Annotated in this window: 14 protein-coding genes; 5 read left to right on the top strand and 9 right to left on the bottom strand. The window is 43.6% G+C overall.

Features of this window, described 5'->3' with window-relative positions; all coding sequences use genetic code 11:
- Positions 1-24 precede the first annotated feature (24 nt).
- The 3 genes from CFH81_08940 (at position 25) to CFH81_08930 (ending at position 4,570) form a co-directional block, all read left to right on the top strand.
- Positions 25-1,995, top strand: coding sequence for a cell division protein FtsH (locus tag CFH81_08940; GenBank protein DAB40311.1), 1,971 nt, complete (start codon positions 25-27; stop codon positions 1,993-1,995).
- 3 nt (positions 1,996-1,998) lie between these two features.
- Positions 1,999-2,715, top strand: coding sequence for a CDP-diacylglycerol--serine O-phosphatidyltransferase (pssA, locus tag CFH81_08935; GenBank protein ID DAB40310.1), 717 nt, complete (start codon positions 1,999-2,001; stop codon positions 2,713-2,715).
- Between the two features lie 295 nt (positions 2,716-3,010).
- Positions 3,011-4,570 (top strand): 2-isopropylmalate synthase, encoded by a 1,560-nt coding sequence (locus tag CFH81_08930; protein ID DAB40309.1) that lies wholly within the window; start codon positions 3,011-3,013, stop codon positions 4,568-4,570.
- 165 nt (positions 4,571-4,735) lie between these two features.
- Here CFH81_08930 and CFH81_08925 read toward each other — a convergent pair whose 3' ends face one another.
- From CFH81_08925 to CFH81_08915, 3 genes are all read right to left on the bottom strand, one after another.
- Positions 4,736-5,980, bottom strand: coding sequence for a serine--tRNA ligase (locus tag CFH81_08925; GenBank protein DAB40308.1), 1,245 nt, complete (start codon positions 5,978-5,980; stop codon positions 4,736-4,738).
- 126 nt (positions 5,981-6,106) lie between these two features.
- Entirely contained in the window at positions 6,107-8,806 is a 2,700-nt protein-coding gene (locus CFH81_08920) for a hypothetical protein (GenBank protein DAB40307.1), read from the bottom strand.
- 12 nt (positions 8,807-8,818) lie between these two features.
- Positions 8,819-9,394, bottom strand: coding sequence for a hypothetical protein (locus tag CFH81_08915; protein DAB40306.1), 576 nt, complete (start codon positions 9,392-9,394; stop codon positions 8,819-8,821).
- 156 nt (positions 9,395-9,550) lie between these two features.
- Between CFH81_08915 and CFH81_08910 the strand changes: the two genes are divergently transcribed.
- Positions 9,551-10,237: a DedA family protein gene (locus CFH81_08910; GenBank protein DAB40305.1), complete on the top strand. Its 687-nt coding sequence runs from the start codon at positions 9,551-9,553 to the stop codon at positions 10,235-10,237.
- A 203-nt stretch (positions 10,238-10,440) separates the two neighbouring features.
- Here CFH81_08910 and CFH81_08905 read toward each other — a convergent pair whose 3' ends face one another.
- Positions 10,441-11,607 (bottom strand): hypothetical protein, encoded by a 1,167-nt coding sequence (locus tag CFH81_08905; protein ID DAB40304.1) that lies wholly within the window; start codon positions 11,605-11,607, stop codon positions 10,441-10,443.
- Entirely contained in the window at positions 11,597-11,926 is a 330-nt protein-coding gene (locus tag CFH81_08900; GenBank protein DAB40303.1) for a hypothetical protein, read from the bottom strand. The genes CFH81_08905 and CFH81_08900 overlap by 11 nt, the downstream gene beginning before the upstream one ends.
- A 111-nt stretch (positions 11,927-12,037) precedes the next feature.
- On the opposite strand from CFH81_08900, the gene CFH81_08895 reads away from it, so the two are divergent.
- Positions 12,038-12,442, top strand: coding sequence for a hypothetical protein (locus CFH81_08895; protein DAB40302.1), 405 nt, complete (start codon positions 12,038-12,040; stop codon positions 12,440-12,442).
- A gap of 2 nt (positions 12,443-12,444) precedes the next feature.
- Here CFH81_08895 and CFH81_08890 read toward each other — a convergent pair whose 3' ends face one another.
- Genes CFH81_08890 through CFH81_08875 form a run of 4 tightly spaced genes read right to left on the bottom strand, consistent with a single transcriptional unit; the run spans position 12,445 to position 21,549 of the window.
- The gene (locus CFH81_08890; protein ID DAB40301.1) at positions 12,445-14,148 is read right to left on the bottom strand and encodes a hypothetical protein; all 1,704 of its coding nucleotides are present in this window, start codon (positions 14,146-14,148) and stop codon (positions 12,445-12,447) included.
- Entirely contained in the window at positions 14,138-19,561 is a 5,424-nt protein-coding gene (locus CFH81_08885) for a hypothetical protein (protein DAB40300.1), read from the bottom strand. The genes CFH81_08890 and CFH81_08885 overlap by 11 nt, the downstream gene beginning before the upstream one ends.
- Positions 19,558-21,009 (bottom strand): hypothetical protein, encoded by a 1,452-nt coding sequence (locus tag CFH81_08880; protein DAB40299.1) that lies wholly within the window; start codon positions 21,007-21,009, stop codon positions 19,558-19,560. Before CFH81_08880 ends, CFH81_08885 begins: the two co-directional genes overlap by 4 nt.
- Before the next feature lie 9 nt (positions 21,010-21,018).
- A complete protein-coding gene (locus tag CFH81_08875; protein DAB40298.1) occupies positions 21,019-21,549 on the bottom strand; it encodes a hypothetical protein in 531 nt (176 codons plus the stop codon).
- Positions 21,550-21,875: the final 326 nt, after the last annotated feature.

The raw sequence follows: 21,875 nt of genomic DNA, 5'->3' as shown, positions 1-21,875 counted from the left end.
TCCAACAAATAAAAAAGGACGTTAATGGCTAATCCAAATCAAAACAACAAAAACCAAAACCAAAATAATAAAAATTTTTTTAACAACAATCCCTTGCTTGCTTTTGCAATTTTTTCTATCGTGCTTATTATGCTTTTTAAATCTTTTGTGGGCGAGAGCGAAGGGATTGGGAGTGTACTGCAAAGCAATATTTCTCAAACCAAGCATGTGAAATATTCACAAATCAAAGAGCAGATCGAGCAAGGAAACATTAGCAGTGTCAAATTGACTCCTTCTACCGTTGAAGCCATTGCTGAAACTTCAGGACAGAAAATACGTTATGTGGCACAAAACGTACCTACTTACGACAAAGATCTTATCCCTCTTTTAGAAGAGAAAAAAATAACCTACGAAGGTGTTATGGGAAGCGGATGGTTCTCTGAAATTATCAGTATGCTGTTGCCTATTCTTATCTTCTTTGCGATCTGGATCTTTCTGGCAAACAAAATGTCAAAAGGTATGGGCGGAGGTATTTTGGGTGCAGGAAAAGCCGACAAACTTATCAATTCCGAAAAACCGGATACCAAATTTGATGATGTGCAAGGCGTCGAAGAAGCAAAAGATGAAGTGAAAGAAATCGTCGATTTTCTTAAATATCCGGAAAGATATATTGAGCTTGGTGCCAAAATACCTAAAGGCCTTTTGCTTGTAGGTCCTCCGGGCACCGGCAAAACATTGTTGGCAAAAGCGGTAGCAGGTGAAGCTTCGGTACCCTTCTTTTCTGTAAGCGGTTCATCTTTCATAGAGATGTTCGTAGGTGTGGGCGCAAGCCGTGTGCGCGACCTTTTTGCACAGGCCAAAAAAGAAGCGCCTTCCATTATCTTTATCGATGAAATAGATGCTATCGGAAAAAGCCGTGCCAGCGGGGGTCAAATGGGAGGAAACGACGAAAGAGAGCAAACCCTCAATCAACTTCTTGCAGAGATGGACGGATTTGGTACCGATACCCCCGTCATTGTCCTGGCCGCAACCAACAGACCTGAAATTCTTGATGCGGCACTGCTTAGAGCGGGACGTTTCGATAGACAAGTGCTTGTAGACAAGCCTGACTATGAAGGCCGCTTGGCCATCCTGAAAGTACACAGCAAAGGTGTCAAGCTTGCCAAAAATGTGGATTTGGAAATCGTCGCCAAACAAACCGCAGGACTTGCAGGTGCAGACTTGGCAAACATTATCAATGAAGCCGCACTTCTTGCAGGACGGTTTAACAAAAAAGAGATTGAACAGGAAGATTTGCTTGAAGCTATAGAGAGAGCATTTGTGGGACTTGAAAAGAAAAACAGAAAAATCTCCGATGTAGAGAAAAAAATCGTTGCGTATCATGAAAGCGGTCATGCGCTCATGGCAGAACTCACCAAAGGCGCGACGCGTGTTACAAAAGTTTCTATTATCCCAAGAGGGCTTGGAGCTTTGGGGTACACGCTTCATCTTCCCGATGAAGAAGATAGATTTTTGAAACAAAAACATGAACTTTTAGCTGAAATAGACGTGCTTCTTGGCGGACGCGCCGCAGAGGAGGTTTTCATAGGTGAGATAAGTACAGGTGCAGGTAACGATCTTGATAGAGCAACCGCTATTCTTAAAGATATGATCTCTGTATATGGAATGAGCGACGTGGCAGGCCTTATGGTACTCAAAAGAAGTCAAAACTCCTTCCTTGGCGGAGGCATGATCTCTACGGACTATAGTGAAAAAATGGCAGAACAGATAGACAGCCATATCAAGCAAACACTTAACGAGCGATATGCTTATGTTAAAAATACACTAAACGATTACCATGACGCTATCGTTAAAATGGCTACCATTTTATTGGATATTGAAGTGATCGAGGGCACAAAAGTGCGAGAGATCATAGACACCTTTGAAAAAGAAAATCATATGCAAAGCCGTTTGGCTCATACCAAAGCGCCTGCGCACAAAGAATCGGAAACAGAAACAACAAACAATGAAGGTTAATCGATGCACAGACTAAGCCTCACCTACTTCCTGCCCAATCTTTTTACTGCAGGCAGTATTTTTGTAGGTGTGGTTGGCATCATCAAAGCCAGCAGCGGAAATTTTACGGTAGCAGCCTGGCTTATTCTTTTAGCGCTTGTCTTTGATGGGCTTGATGGCAGAATAGCGCGCTTAACCGGCACGACAAGCAAATTTGGTGCAGAGTTTGATTCTTTGGCCGATATTGTCTCTTTTGGAATGGCGCCTGCAATGCTGCTTTATTTTTATATCGGACATGAATTCGGTCGATTTGGGATAGTGGTATCGGCGCTCTATGTCATATTTGGCGCGATTCGTTTGGCGCGATTCAATATAACCGCTTCCAAAAATGATCCCAACATTTTTATCGGACTCCCCATTCCTGCCGCTGCGATATTTATCTCCATATGGGTGCTGCTTTTTTATAAATACCATTTAGATACATACGCCTTTTTACTACTCTTTCTTTCGCTTGGCGTAGCAGTACTGATGGTGAGCAATATACGCTACCCCTCTTTTAAAAAAATCCATATAAATAAATCTATGCTTTTTAAAACATTTATTGCACTTACTCTTGCTGCCTCATTGCTTTATCTGTTTAGTGCAGAAGGATTTGCTCTGATCATTTTAGCGTATATTGGCTATGGCCCATTCCGCGCAGTAAGAAATCTTAATTCCCGAAAGATAAATAGAAAACGATAATTTGTATCCCTTGACATTATTTTTTAAATTTTATATAATGTTTCAAAATCTTAGAGGAGTTATTATGAAAATCGCCAGCCATTATATCTATACCACTTTCAAAAAAGATAACACTCTTCTGCTGCTCTCTTTATAATATTTTTCAACAAATACAATTTTTCATATTAGTTTCTAGTAACCTATATTTGGGTAAAATTAGATAAATACAAGTTATAACACTGAGTTATCTTTTGATAGAATAACCGGTGCAATAGTGTGCACACAAGAGCACCTCAACAGATAAAGGCAACACATAATGAGTAAAGAGATCATTAAAATATTTGACACAACATTAAGAGACGGCGAACAGAGTCCGGGCGCCTCAATGAATACTGAAGAAAAAATCCAAATCGCAGCGCAGCTTGAACGATTGGGAGTCGACATCATCGAAGCGGGTTTTGCTGCTGCAAGCCCGGGAGATTTTGATGCGGTAAGCAAGATCGCACAACGAGTCAAAAACTCTACCGTATGTTCTTTGGCGCGTGCGGTTGATGGGGATATCAAAGCGGCAGGAGAAGCTGTAGCAGCAGCCAAGATGAAAAGAATTCACACCTTCATCGCAACAAGCCCTATTCACATGGAATACAAACTTAAAATGACACCCGATGAAGTGATCAAAAGAGCCGTCAGAGCCGTAGAATATGCACGTACTTTTGTGGAGGATGTAGAGTTCAGCTGTGAAGATGCCGGCCGCTCGGACATAGGGTTCATGAAAGAGATTGTCGATGCAGTCATCAGTGTCGGCGCAAGCACAATTAATTTACCCGACACTGTAGGCTTCAGGCTTCCCTTTGAAATCGGCGCGATGGTCAAGGAGATGAGTGAGTACACCAAAGGTCGAGCCATCATCTCTGTGCATAACCACAACGACTTGGGTTTGGGCGTAGCCAACTCCCTAGAAAGTATTATGAACGGTGCTAGACAAGTAGAGTGCACGATTAACGGTTTAGGCGAAAGAGCAGGAAATGCAGCGCTTGAAGAGATCGTTATGGCACTTAAAACCCGCTCCGATATTTTTGCAGGATTTGATACTAATATCAATACCAGAGAGATCTATCCAACAAGCCGCTTGATAGCCAATATTACGGGTATAGAGCCTCAGCCAAATAAGGCTATTGTCGGAAAAAATGCTTTTGCACATGAAAGCGGTATTCATCAAGACGGTATGCTTAAAAATAAATCAACGTATGAAATCATACGTCCCGAAGATATCGGGCTCGACATGCAAGACACCTTGGTTTTAGGTAAACATTCGGGCCGTGCAGCCTTCAAAGACAAATTGGCCAAACTTGGCTTTATGGTAAGCGAAGAAGAGCTTAACGGCGTATTTGAACGTTTTAAAGAGTTGGCAGATAAGAAAAAAGAAGTGTATGACGACGACATAAGAGCGTTAGTCACCAGCGAAATGACCACTATTGAAAAAACATTTGAATTGGTCGCCATGCAGCTGATGGACTCCACAGGAGGCGTGCCAAGCGCGGCTGTTACCATCAGACACAATGAAGTAGAGATTACTGATGCGGGTATCGGCAATGGTACCATCGATGCTGTCTTCAAAACAATCGACAGAATCACCGGCTATCAGGGAAAACTTCTTGACTATAAAGTCAAATCTGTATCAGAAGGCAAAGATGCTTTGGCAAATGTCACGGTGAAGGTCATGTTTAACGACAATGAGCCGGCCATCATAGGTCATGGCTTAAGCCTTGATACGATGTTGGCAAGTGCAAGAGCTTATATTGGGGCACTTAACAGCTATTTGAGCATGGAAGGAAAATTAAAGTTGCGTCATACGGACAGTTCAGAAACGATCTAACACGTCATTTTGGACTACGATCCGGAATCTCTATCTGTCTAACAAAATCATTTCTCACGTGAACCACAGGGAGATTCTGAAACGAGTTTAGAATGGCGCATTTTTAAAATAAAAGCATTTCGAAGAAATGTATACCGCCACTCTTCACTTGAGCGAAGCGATTCTCTACATATACCTCTGCAATACAGCAGGAATGGTAATACTCCCGTCTTCGTTTTGATAATTCTCCATGATCGCTATCAGCGTACGCCCCACCGCTAAAGCCGAACCGTTGAGGGTATGTACCAGTCGATTTTGTTTGTCATCTTTGAAGCGGATTTTGGCACGTCTTGCCTGAAAATCTCTCGTATTTGAGATAGAGCTGATCTCGCGGTATTTGTTCTGTCCGGGAAGCCATACTTCAAGATCGATCGTTTTAGCCGCAGAAAAACCGAGATCTCCGCCGCACAGCTCTACCACCCTATGAGGCAGCCCCAATGCAGTAAGGATATCAGAGGCATTTTGCACCATCATCTCAAATATTTCATCGCTTTGATCCGGATGCGCTATAGCCACCATCTCCACTTTGTCAAACTGATGCTGGCGTATCATTCCTCTTGTATCCCGCCCGGCACTTCCTGCTTCTTTTCTGAAACACGGGGTATAGCCCGTCATCAAAAGAGGCAGCTCTTTGGTTGAGAGTATCTCATCATGGTACATATTGGTTAGCGGTACTTCTGCCGTCGGGATCAGATAAAGATCTTCCTCTTCTATCTTAAAGAGGTCATCCCCGAATTTTGGCAGTTGTCCCGTGCCCTGAAGCATTGTTGCATTGTTCAAAAAAGGTACGCAAAACTCTTCAAATCCTTTCGCCCTATTGGCATCCAAAAAGAAATTGATCAGCGCTCTCTCCAGCCTTGCAGCCTCTCCTCTCAGCACAGAAAAACGGCTTTTTGCCAGTTTAACCCCGCGTTCAAAATCAATCCAGCCGTTTATCTGAGCCAGCTCCCAGTGCTCTTTAGGAGCAAAGGTGAATTTTTTAGGCTCCAACACTTTGCGAAGCTCCACATTTTCCTCTTCATCTGCCCCTTCAGGTACAGAGTCATCAGGAAAATTGGGGATGCTAAGCGCCACAGCATAAAGCGCCTCTTCTGCTGCCCTGGCTTTTTCCTGAAGCGGCACCATCGCCTCTTTGTTAGCATCCACTTTCTTTTTAAGCTCTGAGATATCTTTGCTTTCACGCATATATTGGCCAAACAGTTTGGACATGGCGTTTTGTTCTGCTTTGGCTGCTTCCAGTTGTGCATTGGCCTCTTTTAATTCAGAAAAAAGCGTTTGAAGATTTTCAAGTATAGTGCTTTCTACGCTTTTTTTTTGAAGTTTGGCAGCCGCTTCGTCAAAATTGTTTTGGAGATATTTCAGATCGATCATGATAAGTACCCGTATGTATAAAATATGATGAGATTATAGTGGAAAATAAAGAAGAAACGGATTAAAAGATAGTCCAAAAGAGTCAAGCTCTTTTGGACTTAAAGCAAGAAAATTTAAAGTTTCCGGCTAGTATTCTAGATAAATATGGGAATTGCTTTTGCTCCAGCTGATTTCACACTCCGCTACTGCAGGATCGGTTGCTTTGGTATAGATCTGTACGGTGATTTGACCGTTGACGTCTGTATGCAGATCATTTGCCGCCGACACATTAAGATCACATTGGGATGAATTGCTTACTATCCCCTCCGGCACGATCTCTACATCCACTAAGCGCTCTATAGGTTCATCCTTTGAGTTGCAAATTTCTAATGTAAGTGTTACATTGTGGTCGTTGCCGTCATTGTCCACTTTTTCTACTGTTGAATTATAATGCCCCCAACGCAAACCGGCCACCTTGGCTACGCCGGTCCGGTTGGTATCATACGCATGCGCCGCGATAGTTGCCGTATGGCCCGCAAGCGCAGGATCAAATACGATATCAAACTGGACGTTGCCGTTAGCATCCGTGGCATAACTTCCCGTTTTGCTTGCGATGGATGCCAAAGCTATATCGCCTAGCAGACTTCTGCTTTCATTTCCAATCACATAGCTCAAATTATCAGCCGTTGCACCGAAATAAGATTCGCTTAAAGTCAAACTTTGCCCCGCAACATCATCGATACTCCAGCCGCCCAGATAGCTTTGTGCATATCTGGTGCTGTTTGGAACAATGATGAGCCTATCTTCTGTTGTGATGCCAACTATACCAAAATCTTTCAATGCATCTTCAAAAGTTACAGGCGTACCTGCTGTGATTTGACCGGTTGGAGAAGAGTCGGTTTCGGCTAACTTAACTCCATTGATCAAAGAAGGAGACAACACAACGCCTTCCCTTGCAGGGTTAGCATACTTGTCTATTGCATGGATTGTATAGGTATTGATAAATGCGCCCAACTCATTCTCTGAAGAGCCGACATAAAACAAGGATATTGCTGTTACCGGCCCTGAAAGCACTGTAACAGGTACCAACGCATTTAACACCACATCATGGTCGCCGTTGTATACAGATGCACTAACGGCGATGACAGCAACGCCGGAGAGCGTTTTAGTTTCCACAGCGATCGCTTTTGTCCCCAGACTATCATAACTGAAAGTTGCGCTACCGCTTGCAAACGTCAATATATTGGTAAATTGGCTAGTAAGGTTCACTTCATGCACGTTGCCATTTGCAATAACATTACTTGGATTGCCCACCTCTACGATTTTCACAGTAATCTGGTCCGTATCATCCACGGCCAAAGAAGCCGGTGCATCAACCACAATCTCGTAATTGGTGCCCAAAGTATCCGGTGTTCCAAATTTGATATTTAACTCTTTATGAATAATAGCTGATGTTTCCGTGACCGTAATATTTCTCTCGCTTAATCCTGTGATCGCATCCGGAGCAGTATAGGCAACAACCGCTTTTCCACTCAAATCCGTTGTGACACTTGTTTTGTCAAAACTTCCGTAATCTGTATTATTAAAGAAGGGTTGCTCGAGTGTAACTGTGGTGCTGACACCTATATTCTCCTCATTGACGGTTACAATAGTAATCTCCTGGGTCTGCCCAGCCTCCGTAACGGTAAATGACTCGGGCACTACATACATTTTAGAAACACCGGACACTGTTTGTTTATCAAAAATAATCTTGGTTTCGCCACGAACCGTATGATTATTTTTATAATAGAATGTAATATTTACATCATTTACGCTTGGCATAGACTCAGGAGAGGTATAACTAAATCTGGCAAATCCGTCTGCTCCTACCACAGCTTCATACTGCGCCAAAGCGCCATAGATAGGCATGACAAATTCTGCAATCACAAATTCACCGACTGCCGGTTGTGCAGGCTGTCCGATCTCTTGCTTGGAAAGCGCGACTTTGATCTGATGAGACTGCAGCGTGTCTGTAACGGTGATGTTTTGATCCGGCACTATTGTATAAATTATATCCGTCGAACCGTTTTGACTGAAAATTAATTCAATCTCTTGTGTAGCAATCACTCCAGTATCATTTTCATCCATCAAATCAGCAAACAGTATTGCAGATGTACCCTCTAAGGGCAAAACACCCGGTGATACATAATCAAAACGCGCTATACCGTTAACATCCGTTGTAGCAGTATAGGTAGAAGTTGCCTCTATGCGACCATCTTCATCATTAAATGCTCGCAGCTTAACCGTTTCTCCCGGTGCCACATAACCGTCTTTGACAACTTGCATACTAATCATATATCCCGTATTTGATTCTCCGATAATAAGCGGTGTTGTTGCATTGATTATGTCATAACCGCTTGTTGGTATATCTCCAGAAGAGGTAGAACTGAAGGTTACTTCTTCGGTTTTGCTTTGGCCGTCTTTGGTAACTTTTTGTGTCGCCGTCAACGTAAAGCCTGTCGGTGTACAGTTTTGATCAAATGCACCCGTTACCAGAAGTGTTTCTTGCGTATTAAGCCCTCCGTCAAATACCAAAGCGGCAGGATCAAATGTGATCGTATGAACCGTACAGCCTGTCACACTCAATCGAAAATCGCTCAGCTCAACCTGATAGCTGCTGTCTAACAGTTTGGTAAATGTTAAAGGCAAAGAAAAATCCGTTCCGTTTGATCCTAGTGCTATCTGGCTTTTTTGCATCTCAACAGCGGCTGTACCCTCAGCGTCTCCGCCTGTTTTGCTAGTGCTACCGCATCCGCTTATCACAAAGGCAAACGCCAGCAAAAGAGAAATAAAAATATTTTTTTTCATCTACTCCCCTTGTTAGTACAAATAGTTAACGCCAAGCACAAAACTTCCTATATGGTCCGTATGTGCGGCATCCGTATAAGAATATCTGTATCCCAAATCTGCATTGATATTTTCCATCATATCAAACGTCACGCCGACTTGAGCCCCATACAAAAATCCGCTCTCATCGATGCCGGTAGACTCATAATTCATATATCCTGCATTTAGGCCGATATAAGGATTAAACATTTGAACTCCGCGTGTAGATTCAAGAAAGAAATAATCTACCGTAAGCATCCCTTTTTCATAATTTTGATCATCATCGCTGCTATCAAAATAATCATAAATCAACGTCGTTCTCCATGCTTCGTTTTGAACACCGAGACGAAAACCGATCTCTACATCGGTTCCTTCATGCTCCAACTCCCCAAAAAATCCTCCCGTATCTGCCTGCACTGTCGCAGCGCCGACTTCCAATCCTAAAAATTTATCTCCGCTAGAAATCTCTCTTGCATTTAGCAAAGTTCCTAAAACCATACACAAAAATACTATCTTTACCTTTTTTACCATGATAAACTCCTTGCCCTTATTTTGTTTTACATAATACATTCAAATAAATGCGTATCGCACAAGAATATCATATATTTATATTTTTTAAGATTAAATTATACAGAAAAGCAACATTTTGTTTACCAATTTATGTCATTATTTGCCACAAAGTATTGTAATGCTATACTTTATAGAATTTAGAGAATTGGGAAGAAAATGAGACAAAAACTAAAAAATAATTCTGGAAAGCTTTTTACGGTTATTGTAACCATTTTTGCTCTCTTCTTGGCATATGGATTATACTACGCACCGGGCGACGGAATTGATGAAAAATTTATCTATTTGCTTAAAACCCATGGATATATAATACTTTTTGCTTGGAGTATTTTAGAAGGCGAAGCAGGTCTTATTATGGCCGGTCTTTTATCGCACACAGGGGATATGAATTTATATCTGGCAATATTTATTGCAGGGCTCGGCGGCTTTGCCGGTGACCAGATCTATTTTTATATTGGAAGATTCAACAAAAAATATGTTCACAAAACGTTTAAAGGACAAAGAAGAAAGTTTGCGCTGGCGCATATTTTATTAAAAAAATATGGATGGCCGATCATTTTTGTGCAAAGATATATGTACGGCATGAGAACTGTCATACCCATTTCTATCGGTCTTACACGATATGATGCTAAAACATTTGCCTTTATCAATCTCATTAGTGCCTGGTGCTGGGCTGCTCTTACAATTATTCCGGCTTGGTATTTTGGAGAACAAATTCTTCAAGTTATAGTATGGGCGAAAGAACATTGGTATTTAACTTTATTCGTTGCAGCGATCATTGGGAGCGGAATACTTTACTATTTTAGCCGAGTAACAAAAAAACAACCCGATCAATCTAGAACTTGACTCATAGTAAATATGCGTTTAGGCCAAAAAACTCGATTTCAAACATTCTATAGGGTATTTTTAGTACGAAGTGGTAGCAAGGGGGGAACTCGAATCCCCGACCTCCGGCTTATGAGGCTTTCGGCATAAAAATACAAATGCCCAAAATATCGAGCTTCCATCCATAATCACAAATTTACTCGGCAGTAACTCGGCAGTTTTCATCACTTCGTCTCAACCTTCATATTACTGAACAGAATATTGTTTACAGGTGTTAAATTGCTTTGAGCTTCTTCGGCTCTCTCTTTTGTCATGGCAAACGTAACATAATGATCCTGTCTTACTTTTTCACTGTTCCCGATCATTTTGTCTAGAGTTGCAGAGTCGACTCTGGCATTGTCTGCTATCGTCGCAAATGTATGCCGCGTAGCGTACAATGATATATACGCTATCTTAAGCTTCTTCAAAAGCGGTTTGAAGTGATATTTAACTACATCCTTAGACTCTTTGTAGAAGCTATCTTTCTGATTAGGGAAGATCCATTTGCTTTTAGCGTTGTTCTCATGTGCAGACTTAAGAATTTTAAGTACCTCTGGCAGTATGGGCACGATACGGTAATGGTTCTTTTTCCCGGTACTGCCTATCCTTATCCTACCCTTTGAAACTGATCGCTTTAGATATATACACGAATACTCCCAGTCTACGTCTTCCCACATTAAAGCAAGAAGCTCGCCTGTTCTCATCCCTGTCGTAAACGCAAGATTCAGATATGTATGCATCCATCCATTAGACTCACGCATCATTTTTAACGTATCACCTATAGAATAGGCCTGCTGTTTCTCATATTCTACTTCTATTTTCTCAACATACTCAACAGGATTTTTAACTATAATGTCATTTCCGCATGCTTTATGCATGATCTCGTTTAAAAGATTTTTGCACTTATTTGCTGTAGAAGTGCTCTTATGTCTAAGTATCCCTACTAGCCATGTTTCTATATGCATAGCTTTGATCTCATCCAGCGCATACTCTCTAAAAAATGGTAAAAGATAGTTGTCAAACTTGGATAGAGCATCCCTTTGTGCGAGCTCTCCTCTCCCGCGCTTGCTCTCCCTTCCGTTAACTACCTTCTTTGCGCCATCCTCAATTACTTTTCGCCCGAACTCCTCAAAGCTGGTGCCCGTAGTTACTTTGTTTTCATTGATTATATTTAAAAGAACATCACGATAATTTTTCTTGATATATGTGATATTCCCGGAGGTGCTCTTCATGCCGGTTGACTTCCTGACAAACTTTCCGTTGATTGAACCCTGCACATATATCACGCCGCATTCATTTACGAACCAGCCTTTTCCTTTTTGTCGTGTTGCATTGCTTGCATTACTTTGCATAGTGTCTCCTTATGCTCAGCGCTGCATCTCTTGCAATATATATTTTACCACCTTTTGGCGAAAGTCTATACCCTTTGCCTTCTGCATAGTTCTGGAGCAGAAAATTTCTGATAGTATCTTTGTGTTTCCCGCATAAACGCGCGACGTGAGAGATTGAAAATTCATGCTCTATCAAATCGCCAAGGTGATCGATGATGCTATCAAGCCTAAACTCTATAGGGCTATTATTGTTTATGTCAGGCCCTACAAGACAAAGCATATCCGCAATGTTTCGTATCCTTGTTTCTATGCGATCTTTTATAACTTCTTCGTGATACATTGCAAATCCTTTCAAAATATGCTATATTTATTCTTAGCAACTTAATTAATACTTCAATGATACTTCAATTTGAGGTGTTTGTCAAGGTTTTTGAAAGGATTTATTCAAAAAATGGCAAAAATAAAGAAAATTCAGCCCATTATTGATCGGCTCATGCTCATATATGAGGTGGATAGCCGTCTTGATCTGTGTCAAAAGATGGATGTCCCTACCGGCACATACGACACATGGATCAACCGCGATGCTATCCCGAAGAAAAAACTTATTAAGGTAGCCAATGAAAAAAAAGTAAATCTCTCCTGGATAGAGACCGGCAATGGGCCGCAGTACACCTTCCCTGAACCGAACTTCTTTACAGAAGAGACGATGGCTGCCCTAAAAAAACAGATGGCACAAACCCCGTGCGACGGGGATGAGCGTATGGCAAAGATATGCAAAGCATTTGCGCTTGTAGATGAAGACAAACAGGACCGGTTGCTCAGTGAAGTGCTGAGCCTCATCACATCGTACTATTGATATTACGCCCCGTGGATGCCTGCCGCTTTGGCCTTGTTGAGTTCTGCTTTTGAATTCATCTCATTGATTTGCGCTTGCAGTTTTTGAAGTTGCGCAGCCATCGTCTCTATCTGTAGCTGTTGCGCCTGCTGTGCAGCAGGATCAGGCTGTATATTTTCGTTCATTTCATCGATCACGCGTTGCGCTTCTTCTGCTTCCGGACTTTCCGTGTCGCGCAACATGCTCGGAACAAGACGCTCTGCCACTTCAGGGCGCAACACTTTCATCACTTCAGCCCAATTTTTCTGCCGTTCGCCGGATGCGCCTCTGTTCATCGGCACACGCGTAAAGCGCACATCATACCTGCCTATCTCAAGTATGTTCTCTTGTAGCGGTCGGCCTGCATCATAAAGCATCCTGCCTAAATCGTCTCTTTGATACGCATTCAACACAACTTGCTCGCGCTCTTTGCCGCTTTTGCCTTCGATATAGTAGATCTGTTCAGCGCTAAAATGTTCCTTCATGATCTCTATCTCGTTTTGCGCCAGGTCTACATCCTGCTCTCCACTTAGATCCATAAAGTTTTGCAACCCCACAAGTCCTTGATTGATTCTGTTTTCTATCGCATACCCGCTCAGTCGGTTGACTGCGCTGCCGAGTGCTTCGGCATTGAGCCCCATGACAAGTTCGGCCTGTATCCTTGCATCCTGCACAATGCTCATCAGTTGAGAGATATCATTCGTCTGCTTGATGATCTCTACCTTTTTTTGTATCAGAGACCCTGGTTTCAGTACCATAACAGACTCATCGATTGAGAAATCATCGGTGAACGTATGTACGTCGTCAACCGCATCTGATTCTATCATGACTTTATTGCTTCCGAGCATATTTTTGATACGCAGCATCGTGAAGTTTATCGTATCCTGGAACGGCTTTAGATCCCTGTACATCCCATAATACTCTTTCCGATGCGACCAATTGAGCCTTCTTATCGCCAACGGAAATTTGTCGAGTTTGCCAAACGGTGTCGGCACATCTTCCAGTACTGCCTCGTCTGTCCATATTGCAAAACGTATCTTCCATTCTTGATCACGGTACCACGTGCGCTGCACTCTCACCATCTCCGCATCATTTGCAGCAATGTTCTTTGCCTTTTCGCCGAATGCTCGCACAAGAAAAGGCCTATGGATGAGCCTCGAATGATGAAAATACCGCTGATCGCTCATATCCGGGTTTGAAGCATACATATCGATGAAGCACTCAAGAGCCGGGATATGTTTTCGCACAACCTCTTTGACCTTCTTGCCTTTGATATCTGTTTCGTCAAGTATGTGCATCGACTGTTCCACGACGCTGAGCCCTACGACGCGAAAGTCTCTGTCCGCACGCTTTTTGTACGTCTTCCATTCGGAGTTCTCATGTACAGACTTTAGCACGTTCGACAGCACAGCAAATTGATCTTTTTTGGCAAAATTTCTAGGCAAAAGAACGATATCCTCGCGCGTCATCAGTTTCATGCCCTCGACTTTGTTGTCGATCTTTGCATAGATGTTTTCCCATGTTGCAGGCTGCCCCCTGTCCTCAAGCGCTTCGATCACATCAGCCGGAAGCTGGTTTCCTCTCATATACTCATACGCATCCCGGCCCTCTTTTCTAGATCCTTCCGTAAGTGTCTTTGACTCCTCGAAAGTGGACTTTAGGTAGTCCAAAAGTTCTTTATCGTTCATTTATTTTCTCCTTGCTTGCTGAGCTTGCCGGCAATATAGATGTTACCCCTTGACTATCTTTGTACTCTTTAGTTATACTTTCATTTGTAGACGGCGATTTTTTTGGGATTTGCACTGCATCGCCCGTATCAAGCATTTGCTTGGTAGCCGTCGAATACTTAAAATAAAGCATGTTGCTTCCTTGGCTCTTGATTATTCTCTTCGCTTCATCTTCTGAAACATCAAAAAAAGTTATCTGTTTAAGTTCTCCGTTTTTGTCTTTTGCTATATTTATAAAATGCAAGATACCGTCTGTCTCGTTTTTAAGCGGCAGGTAGTATTCTGTTTGTCCGTCTTTGAGAGGATTTTTAACTATCATGAGCGGATCCGTCAAGGCTTTATCAAAAGCACCCGAGAAGTTAACTCTGTCTGCAAAATAAGTATTATCAGACTCCATATGCTTATACGCACTGTTTACGTTAAATTTTATCTTACCGATAGGTGTTTCTACGCTTGTCCATCCGTATGTATCTCCATACTGTTTTGCAAACTCTTTTTTACTTAAAGCTTTTGGCATAGGCATAGCATCTTTTTTAAATTGTGATGTCAAGTTGCCGTTTTTTGGATTTATATATCGTGCCTCTGTCTCTATGCTCATCTCCGCCACACCCTCACCATCTCGGATGATAAGCTCATCTCTTGGCACATCTAAGTCATCGTAAGGATAATTTTTATACCCTGCATCCGCTCTTTTTTGAGTGAGTCTTGCTTCTGCTTCGCCGTGGAGTCGTTCATAGTTGTTGTGCTTTGTATTTTTTAGCTCCTGAATGATATCTGCTTCATAGCTTTCTAGCTCTTTGTCTGTTTTTAAGACCATGTTATTGTCATATACCCAGATAGATTTAGGCTCATTTCCTAATTTTCTACTTAGCTGCTCGCTTGAAATTTCCGATAATTCATCTCTTAGTTTGTCTTCCTGATATTTAGATATACCTTTTATGCTCTGTGGATTTCCGCCTCTCGCAAAATCTTCTATACCTTGCACGGCATGTTGGACCTCATGGAGTATCGAAGATTTTATATCTTTGTCGTTAAGTCCGTTGCCTATAATTATAAGGTTCTCTTTATGATTAAAGCTCGCTCCATGATAGACATTTTCAGGCTTCTCTAACCCTTTTGCTTTTGAATACTCCCAATTTACATTTATATCTTTGAGTTTCGGATACTGCTCAAAAAGCTTATCGTGCTTAAATATTTGCGACAAAGGAATTTCTATCATTTCATACGGATCATCTTTTGCAAGTGCGTCAAGCTCTGCTTTGCTCAACATCTTTGCCCCGCTATCATCCACCTCAAATCTCCACTTTCCGTCATCGCCCTTGAACCATCCCGTACTTCTCCAGATGTCAGACTCTTTTGCTCCAGAGTCTGCCAACTTCATAGCATCATCAAGCTTTGCAACATCTGCTTTTATAGCTTTTTCGCCGGCGAAAGTAAGAGCCTGCCCTTTGGCACTCGGAGCAGTTTTATATATCTGGGCTAAAAGTTTAGGGTTTGAAGTCGCCATATTTGGAAACTCTTTTGACACGCCTAATATCTTATTGTAGAGTTTTGGATTTACTCTATTTAGTGCCGCTGCACCTGCTTTGCTTCCTATTGCACCTGCTAAAAAACCGCTAACAAAACCATCAGTATCAAACCCGACTATATTGCCCTCCTCATCATACACTATCGCATTGCCGCTACCTGCAACTAAGCCACTGCCGATGTGATGATTTGCCATCAAGATATTTGGATTTTTAGGGTCAAATGTGCCTCTGTTATGGATAGACTTAATCTGGTTAGGATAGAACGCTACATACTGTCTACCTGCTCCTGGTGTCTTTCCTACTATCCCGTCGTAGCCAAGATACTCAAGGAAGTTCCTAAACTGTTCTTTCCCTTTGCTTCCGTTGGTTATGAGCTTATATACGGCAAGCGGGTTCTTAGCCTCTTTTGGCATCTTCATCCCGAACTCTTTGGCAAATGCTTCATAAACGGGCATTGCTTTTGCAAGATCATCAATATCAAACGGGTTTTCTATATTTGCCATTACGGGCATTATATTTGCACCATATCCTTTGGCAAAGTGCGCGTTTACCGTCTCAACATCTTCTGCAAGATAGAAGCCGTGACCGAAGTTTCCGTTCGCTGCTTTGTTTACATTGAAGGTGTCAAAGTCGCTGTTTGTACCATGATACAGCACTTTAAGATCACCAGACTCATCCCTTACGACAGAGTCCTTGAATTTTTCGTTCGCTTTTGCTATACTGTCATATGTCTGTGCAGATTGACTGCCGTATCCCTGAGCGGAAGGAACGCCGCGCAAAGGTAATCGCTCTGCCTGGTGTCCTTGATGGCGGGTGACCGAGGATGCCGCATCTTCGGATGACGCAGGTACCCGAGTTAGAGACTGCACAGACACTTTACCGTACGCCTCATCGATACGCGGCGCAAGCGCGTCATACATTCCCATCACGTCATCATACAGCTTGTCATATTTCAAATCGCGCGGTTTTCCGTTCGTTTTAAGATCATAGATCAGCGCTTTGACCTGTTGCGGGTTAAATTCATTGCCGTATTTGAGCGTTGCATCGCTCATCAGATAGCCCCGAAGCTTATCTATTTTGCCTATCTCTTCTTCTCCCACAAAACGATACTTTTGATCCAGAGAGAATAGTCGCTCTTTTTCTATCGCTTTGGCAAGACGTTCCGGCTCGATATATTCTTTTGCCTCAAGATACCTCTTTATGTCTGCACTCCCTGCTTTTCCTTCCTGTATCGCTCGGATGCTTCTTGCAAGCGTGGCTTTTGCATCGTCCTGCCCAAGCTTTTCGATTGCGCGTATCTCATAGATGTCAGGCTTTTTGAATTCTTTTACCGACAAGACATCGTTAATCCTCTTCGCTTCCATCTTCGCCTCAAAGTCTCTAAGCTCTTGCAGGGCGGCATCAGCGGCAGCCTTGTTCTTTGCAGCCATTGCCTTGTTGTTGATCTTGATCAACTCTTTCAGCTCTGATCTTTGATTAGGCAACAACGCCATGGAAGAATATACGCGCTTTGCCATATCTACAGGTGCTCTGCTTTTCTCAAGCGCCTTGCCAATATGACGTTGGAGAGCCAAGGCTTTAGCATCTCGACTAAACGGAATCATGCTTTTCATATATCGAAATATCGCGCTTCCGGCGGCGGTACGCATCCTGCCTATCGGAGATGGGGATATCCCGCCCTCTGGCTGTTTTACCGTTTCTCCCTTAGCGGCTTGATAAAGACTAAAATCATGCTTGAACTTTTGGTGCATCTCCTCAAGCAGCTTAATGCCCTGCTGTGACGCATCCGATTTCAAAAATGGTTTTAGAGCTTCAAGGTCATCAAGCGCAGCGGCAGTATTGAGCGCTTGCAGCTTGCCCGTTTCGCCTGCCGTATGCTTACTAAGCACCGAATCTATTATCGCGCTCTCCGCCCTGTCTGCCGCTTCAGGCGTAAGCTTGTTTAAAAGTCTTTGCAGCTCTCCCTCGTCATCCTGCGCATGTTTGATAAGCGCGTCCACTCTATCCTTCGCGCTTTTTCCTTCGCCCATAAGCCCTTTATACAGATTGGTTTCCGACACGCGGTACATCTCGCTGTACGCATCTCTGGCATCATCGAAATACCTTAGAAGATCACGCGATATCTCCGGTGTAGTATGCTTTTCAAGCGCGCGCTCAACTTCATCGCCTATACCCTTTTTGATGTTTTCAAACACTTCCACGTCAGGTTTGTCAAGCTGTTTCCCGTATTTCCCGTAAAACTTATTGACGCGCTGCCACAGATCGAGAAGATCGTCAATGTTCCTTGTGACTCCCGCGCCGCTTCTTGCGCCCTCTATTTTTGCTTTGACGGCGCTACTCATGGCTTCAAATTGTTTTTGGATATAGTCGTCTCCGACATAAGAACCCATACTTTTGATTTTGTCCTCTATCTTCAGATCGTCCAAATTGAAGCGATAGTTGCTCTTCTTAAATGCCTCAGTGAAGGTATTCCTCATATCTTTATACTGATCTGCAACCCTGCCTTCATACTCTTGCACCGCTTGCTTTATCTCTGTGCCGCTTGCGCTGTCAAGCAGCTCTCTTGCTTGCTGAACCCTTGCGTCTATACTTCGCATGGCCTGAGTGGCGGCGTCTATATTGCCGTCAAGTGCAGGCAACAAGTAGCGTTCCCCCTCTGGATGCTGCATCACTGTAGCCAACAGTCTCTCTTGGTCTGTCATGTTTTTAGATGAATCGATAGCCTCTTTTACATATTCAGCGGCTGACTCAAGCTTATTGTCGGCAAACAGGACGTCCTTCAGCCTTTTTTTATCCGCATCTGCACCCTTGCTATACGCTTCCTTCTGCCACGTCTGCATAGACTTGACCGCTTCATCCATATAGGCGTCATCCACGCCCAAGATATCTTTTGCAAATGACTTTGCCCCAGGCATGTTTCCGTTTGCGATATAGCCGTAGATATTCTCTTTTGCCCATGCCGGCGCTTCAAGCATGCCCTTTGCGCCCTTGATCAAAAGCGGGGCGCTCTTAACGATAGCTTCCCCTGCCCCAAACAGCGCGGCTTCTTTTAATACTTCCACGGCTCTCTGCTCCGCGCTGAGTTCTTCACCGCTCATGGCCTTGCTGATCGCCTGGTCTATCATGTTCCCGATGCCGCCGAGCCCTATCGCTGTGCCGATTCCTGCCGTGCCAAGCGCGATGGCGTTGCTTGCAGGGTCTCCTCCCAGGTCCCACATTGCCGAGTCAAAGCTGTTCTCGTCGATGATATACTCGTTGCCGTCCTTTTCAAGCTTATAGACGTTAGACTGTGTTGCCGCGCCTGGCTCGTTGGGTTTGACGCCTATAAGCTTGTACCCGCCTTGCTCAAAAACTCTCTTAGCATTAGATACATTGGTCTTGATGTCATTTGTCTTTGCCAAAAGCCCGCGTTTCCACTCTGTTTCAGAATCCACTTCCGGCCTGATGGGGGCTTCCTGCTTTACTACCCCATCAGCGATCTCTTCGGTGCCTTTTGCCGAAGTAGGCATCGTGACAAGATCTCCTTTTTTCTCTTCCGCCGCTTTCCACTTTGGATCTTCTGCCGAGAATATGCCTCCTGTGGCAACCGTAGGGATTGTGGCGGTGTTGTCCTCTTTCATCAGTTCGCCGTACTGCTCCTGCGAAAGCGTGTCCGGCGCTTGTATCTGTTCTACTTTTTTGGTATCTCCTGCATTCTTGCCGGCAACATCAAGGATGCCCATATCGTCGATATCTTCCGTGACATTCAGCTCAAGTTCGCCGGCGGCCGCTTTCTCCCTGATGCGTTTCTTTCTTTCATCATCAAGCCCCATCAAAGAGCTTCTGCTTATATCAAGTGTTATCATCTCTGCTGCATCCCAAGAAGTTTATCAAGTTCATCAATGTTGTTTCCGTTGAACCTTTTTGTCGTACCGCTGTTTTGCTGTACGCTTCCTGTGCCGCCAAGTATCTCATCAGGGTTGAGGAAACCGTCGTTCTTCGCTCCGGCAGCGGGCCCGGATATCGCATCGTTCCACAACTCAACCCTGTCTTTCATGTTTGAATGCAGGTCGCCGTACAAAGCGTTAAAAGCCTCAAATCCCATCTGTGTTCGTATCATGTCCATTTTTGCAAGATTCATATCCATGATTTTTTTGGTTGCGAGGGCGATATCCTGATTGTTCCTATATAAAGACGAAGCGGATTCAAGAAATGTTTGTTGCTCCGTCTTGTTCAGTGCTGCACCATACAGTCCATGCCTGTAGTCTGCAAGGATGTTCATAAAAGACTTATCTCTTGACACCTTATCGAGCATATCTTTGCTGTATCCAAAGTATTGCGCAAGGAGGTCTTTATACACGGTATCTATCATGTTGATATCCTTCCCTTTCTCCATCATTCTAAGCGTGATATCCATCGCGGTGGATGCCTGATCGTACTGGGCTTTTATCCCCCTCATGGCATTGTGGGCAGCTTGCCCTTCTACTCCGAGAGATTTTACCGCCATGAGCCCGACACGGTTAAGCTTCGCCCTGTCCCCGTCAGACAGATTTCTCACGTCGATAGTTGAAAGTGTTTTTGCTTCTGTTTCTGATGGATATGCCGTCTTTAGATTTTCCCATGTGCGGTCAAGCTCCCTGGTTGCCGTTTTATATTTCTTCGCCGTAGAGTCAAACCCTCTTACCACTTCCGCCTCATATAGGTCTTTGAGACTGGTAAGCCTTTCCCTCTCAGCCGTCCCAAGGTTTGGTTTTGCTTCAAGCTGCTGTATTTCGTTGAGATATCGCATACCCGCAGGAGTCGATGCGTCACTTTTGGCGCCATACGCCTCTTTGTATGCCCCTACCGCCGTCAATTTGTCGCTTATTTTCATAGTCGGGTCGTTTATGACGTTGTAGGCTTCGCTTCTTGCATAGGGATCGCTAAAGGATAGCACTTCATTTTCAATATGCCTATAGATGTCTGCCTGTTTTTTGGCGTTTGCCAGCCTTACCCTATCGTTAAACGCCAAGACTTTGATCGCCTTGTCTATATCTCTATAGTCCGCATTTGATCCAAGGATAGAAGATGCCTGCACCGATAGATCGCCATCTTGTATAGCGTCTGCGGTTTTTGCAATACGCGCGATATTTTTCTGATAGATGCTTGATGTAGTCGGTATACCGCTTGGGCGCGGTATACCAAAGTCAAAAGGTCTCTCCTGAAACATGGTCGTGCTTGGGCTTGCAGTGTCTGGGGCAGCGCTCATTTTGGAATCATAGCTTCCGTCATCTACTACCCATCCTTCCGCGATCAGTTTTTCATATTCTGACATTTTTCTTCCTTAAGGTATTTCTACCACACGCTTCTCTCCTGTTTTCGGATTGACAAGCGTCACGGTCTTTTTGGGAGCGGATGGTTTTGGCGTTTGGGTTGCGGCGGGTTGATCCGGTTCTTTCGGTGCGGTTTCATTTTTTCCGAAGCCAAACGCGCCATAGTCGATGGCAGGCGCTTGCAACGCCTTTGGCTGTGTTTTAGCGCTGTTCTTTTGCGCTAGCTGCTCCGCTGCAATCCTTTGCGCGGCGCGTGACTTAAATATATTTTCCGCATCCATGGCCGCGGAAGCTGTCTCAAAATCGCCATGCTGACGCATAAACGCGCTGCGGGGGCCCTCGTACGAAGCAAGCGCAGCAAGCTTCTTATCATCTCTGCGCTTCTTTTGCAGCTCATCCATATTGATTTCTCGTATTTCCGTATCTTCGCGGGCTTTATCAAACCCTGAAAGGCCTACAGCAAGCGCCGAAAACATATTCCCTTCCGTAGGCTTTGTAACCTGTGATACATATGGATCAAATTTTGTATTAAACTTTGCCATTTCAGTACACCTCTTTTTGTACCAATTGTAAAAAATAGAGGTCGATAAGAAAAAGGGGGGGAAGATTAAGCTACGGCAGTAAACTGCCGCAACCCAAAGGAAGGTATCATGAAAAAAGATGAAATACGTGAGTTTGTTAACGCGGTTTTCTTTCCGCTGCTAGCTATCTTTTCTCTTTAAAAAACTGCCTTTCAGCATGCTCGCCTTTTTTACCGATGTTAAAACTCTCAACGGGTCTATGATAACCCATCACTCTGGTATAGACGATACATTTCGTTCGTTTGTCCTGGTTTTGTAGTAGTTTATAATCTCTTGTGTCTAACATT

This window comes from Sulfurovum sp. UBA12169 (genome assembly GCA_002742845.1).
Lineage (GTDB): Bacteria > Campylobacterota > Campylobacteria > Campylobacterales > Sulfurovaceae > Sulfurovum.
Note: the sequence above shows the minus strand (reverse complement) of the source record. Positions and strands in the feature narration are given on the sequence as shown.

Coding starts and splice junctions, on each gene's coding strand:
- CFH81_08910 (DAB40305.1), top strand. CDS start 9,551: ATGAGACAAAAACTAAAAAATAATTCTGGAAAGCTTTTTACGGTTATT.
- CFH81_08930 (DAB40309.1), top strand. CDS start 3,011: ATGAGTAAAGAGATCATTAAAATATTTGACACAACATTAAGAGACGGC.
- CFH81_08940 (DAB40311.1), top strand. CDS start 25: ATGGCTAATCCAAATCAAAACAACAAAAACCAAAACCAAAATAATAAA.
- CFH81_08895 (DAB40302.1), top strand. CDS start 12,038: ATGGCAAAAATAAAGAAAATTCAGCCCATTATTGATCGGCTCATGCTC.
- CFH81_08915 (DAB40306.1), bottom strand. CDS start 9,394: ATGTATTATGTAAAACAAAATAAGGGCAAGGAGTTTATCATGGTAAAA.
- CFH81_08925 (DAB40308.1), bottom strand. CDS start 5,980: ATGATCGATCTGAAATATCTCCAAAACAATTTTGACGAAGCGGCTGCC.
- CFH81_08920 (DAB40307.1), bottom strand. CDS start 8,806: ATGAAAAAAAATATTTTTATTTCTCTTTTGCTGGCGTTTGCCTTTGTG.
- CFH81_08875 (DAB40298.1), bottom strand. CDS start 21,549: ATGGCAAAGTTTAATACAAAATTTGATCCATATGTATCACAGGTTACA.
- pssA (DAB40310.1), top strand. CDS start 1,999: ATGCACAGACTAAGCCTCACCTACTTCCTGCCCAATCTTTTTACTGCA.
- CFH81_08885 (DAB40300.1), bottom strand. CDS start 19,561: ATGATAACACTTGATATAAGCAGAAGCTCTTTGATGGGGCTTGATGAT.
- CFH81_08890 (DAB40301.1), bottom strand. CDS start 14,148: ATGAACGATAAAGAACTTTTGGACTACCTAAAGTCCACTTTCGAGGAG.
- CFH81_08900 (DAB40303.1), bottom strand. CDS start 11,926: ATGTATCACGAAGAAGTTATAAAAGATCGCATAGAAACAAGGATACGA.
- CFH81_08905 (DAB40304.1), bottom strand. CDS start 11,607: ATGCAAAGTAATGCAAGCAATGCAACACGACAAAAAGGAAAAGGCTGG.
- CFH81_08880 (DAB40299.1), bottom strand. CDS start 21,009: ATGTCAGAATATGAAAAACTGATCGCGGAAGGATGGGTAGTAGATGAC.